Source organism: Nitrococcus sp., assembly GCF_059432795.1.
This window is the reverse complement of the sequence record NZ_JBXWZQ010000096.1, coordinates 1-2761: the sequence shown is the minus strand read 5'-3', so window position 1 is coordinate 2761 and position 2761 is coordinate 1. Positions and strand designations below refer to the sequence as shown.

Annotated in this window: 1 protein-coding gene; it reads left to right on the top strand. The window is 63.6% G+C overall.

The genetic code is table 11. The features are described 5' to 3' along the window. Positions 1-178: 178 nt before the first annotated feature. On the top strand, positions 179-2761 hold a 2583-nt coding region (locus AC52Q4_RS07260), incomplete at its 3' end, for a response regulator (protein WP_495536134.1).

The following is a 2761-nucleotide window of genomic DNA, read 5'->3' as shown; positions in this document are numbered from 1 at the left end:
AATCCCGCATGAGGTATGTCGATCAGCCCGTCCCGGCGCATCGAGCTATTCTCAAAGTGTGAGCAGCACTTCAAAACGGGGCGCGGCATTTGGCGCTTTTCTCATTTGAGGTGTCCTAATCAATAGGGTGACGCGACAAATACAACAATCCGGAACGGGCGGGGCGGATCTGTGAGCCATGGCCATACGGAACGACGAGCGAAACGCGCTGGCCAACAGCTTTCTCTCCGGCGGCGGGGAGATGGGCAAGCTGATTCGGGCAACGGACTGGTCGCAAACACCGCTTGGCCGAATCGAGCGCTGGCCGCAGAGCCTGCGTACCGCCGTTAGTCTCTGTATCTCCTCAAACTTCCCCATCTCTATAGCCTGGGGCCCGGAACAAGTACAAATCTACAATGACGGCTACTGGCCGATTTGTGGGGGCAAGCACCCGCACTCCATGGGGCAGAACTTCCGGGAATGCTGGGCTTCAGCCTGGCCAGCCATCGGTGAGGCGTTCAATCGCGCCCTCGCCGGCGAGAGCCAATATCTCGTGAACCGCCGCGTGTTTGTCGACCGAAACGGCTACTTGGAGGAAGCGTTCTTCACGTTCTCCTTCAGTCCCATTCGTGACGAGAGCGGCGGTATCGGCGGGCTCTTCCACCCGGTGACCGAGACGACGGTCAAGATGCTGAGCGAGCGGCGCACGCACGCTCTACGCGACTTGGCCGCGCGCGCCGGTAAAGCGCAGACGCTCGAAAGTGCCTTCGCCACCGCCGCAGAAACGCTTGCCCAATACGAATTCGATCTTCCTTTCGTGCTGTTCTATCTGGTCGAGGGCGAGGGCGAGGGCGAGGGCCGCAGGGCACGGTTGCTCAACAGTATCGGCCTCGCTCCGGGGACGCACGCCACCCCGCAATCGGTCGATCTGCAAGCCTCCTCGCTGACGCCGTGGCGTCTCGATGAGGTGGCTCATACAGGCCAGAGCGTGCAGCTTGATGAACTGGAGACGAAATTCGGTGCGCTGGCGTGCGGCCCCTATCCGGAGTCCCCGCGAACGGCGTTGGTATTGCCGGTGCGGCTGCCGGGCTCGGAGCGCGCGAGCGCCATCATTGTTGCCGGCGTGAGTTCCCGCTTGCCGCTCGACGAAGAGTATCGCAGCTTCTATGGATTGTTGACGGCTGCCGTATCCGCGGCGGTGGCGAACGCCCGGGCTTATGAGGAGGAGCGCAAGCGCGCCGAGGCATTGGCCGAGATCGATCGGGCCAAGACCATGTTCTTTTCCAATATCAGCCATGAGTTCCGCACGCCGCTGACGCTAATGTTGGGCCCGCTCGAAGAGGCGCTCGCGGGTGATCCGGGCCAATTGCCGTCCCGCCGGGGCGAGATCGAACTGGCGCACCGCAACGGATTGCGTCTGCTCAAACTGGTCAATTCCCTGCTCGATTTCTCCCGTATCGAGGCCGGGCGCATGCAAGCCTCCTTTGAACCGACGGACCTCGCCGGTCTCACCGCGGATCTTGTTAGTAATTTTCGAGCGGCCTGCGAGCGTGCGGGGCTCGTGCTGGACGTGGACTGTCCGACTCTCCCCGAGCCCGTCCACGTCGACCGGGACATGTGGGAGAAGATTGTCCTCAATCTGCTCTCCAACGCCTTCAAATTCACCTTCGAGGGCAGGATCGCCGTTCGCTTGGCCGCCGTGGAGGGCGCCGCCGAGCTCACCGTTCACGACACGGGGGTGGGCGTTCCCGCGCACGAGGTGCCGCGCTTGTTCGAGCGCTTCCATCGCATCGAAAATCAGAAAAGCCGCACCCACGAGGGCAGCGGCATCGGCCTCGCCCTGGTGCAGGAACTCGTAAGGCTGCATGGCGGTACGATTCACTCTGAGAGTGCATTGGACAGCGGAACCGTCATTACGCTCAAGCTGCCCCTGGGAACGGCGCACCTGCCGCACCTGCCGGCGGAGCGCCTCGGCGCGCCTCGCAGCTCCGCCTCGACTGCGGTGCGGGCGGCGGCTTTTGTGGAGGAAGCGCTGCACTGGCTGCCCGACTCGGAGACCGGTCGTTACGAGGCACCCAACACCGAGGAGTCGGTTGAACTCTCGAGCCGCGGCGCGCGTATCCTGTTCGCCGACGACAATGCGGACATGCGGGCTTACGTGCGGCGTGTCCTCAGTGGCTCCTACGTCGTGGAGACCGTCAGCAACGGACAGGCCGCGCTCGAGTGGCTGCACAAACGTCGCCCGGACCTTGTTCTCGCCGACATCATGATGCCGCATGTCGATGGCTTTGCCCTGCTGCGCACGATCCGTGACAATCCCCCGCTGCGCGATCTGCCCGTCATTATCATCTCGGCGCGCGCCGGCGAAGAGGCCAGAGCCGAAGGCCTCGATGCCGGCGCCGATGATTACCTAACCAAGCCCTTCGCGGCTCGCGAGCTGTTGGCGCGGGTCGAGAGCAGTCTGAAGCTCGCGCGGATTCGCCGGGAGGCGACCGCGGAGCTGCGCGCGAGCGAGCGGCGGTTTCGTAGCATTGTCGATCAGGCGACGGCAGGAGTGGTGCAGGCCGACGCCGCCGGGCGGATGACGCTGGTGAACAAACGCTGGTCAGAGATGCTTGGCTACGCGGAAACCGAGCTACTGCAAATGACCCTCTCGCAGGTGCTCGAGCCAAGGGAATCCGCGCCGATGATGGACGCGATCGGCCGTTTGGCGCAGGGCGGCTCGGATTTCGAAATGGAGGTGCGTTATCGTCGCAAGGACGGCTCGCTGCTGTGGGCGAAC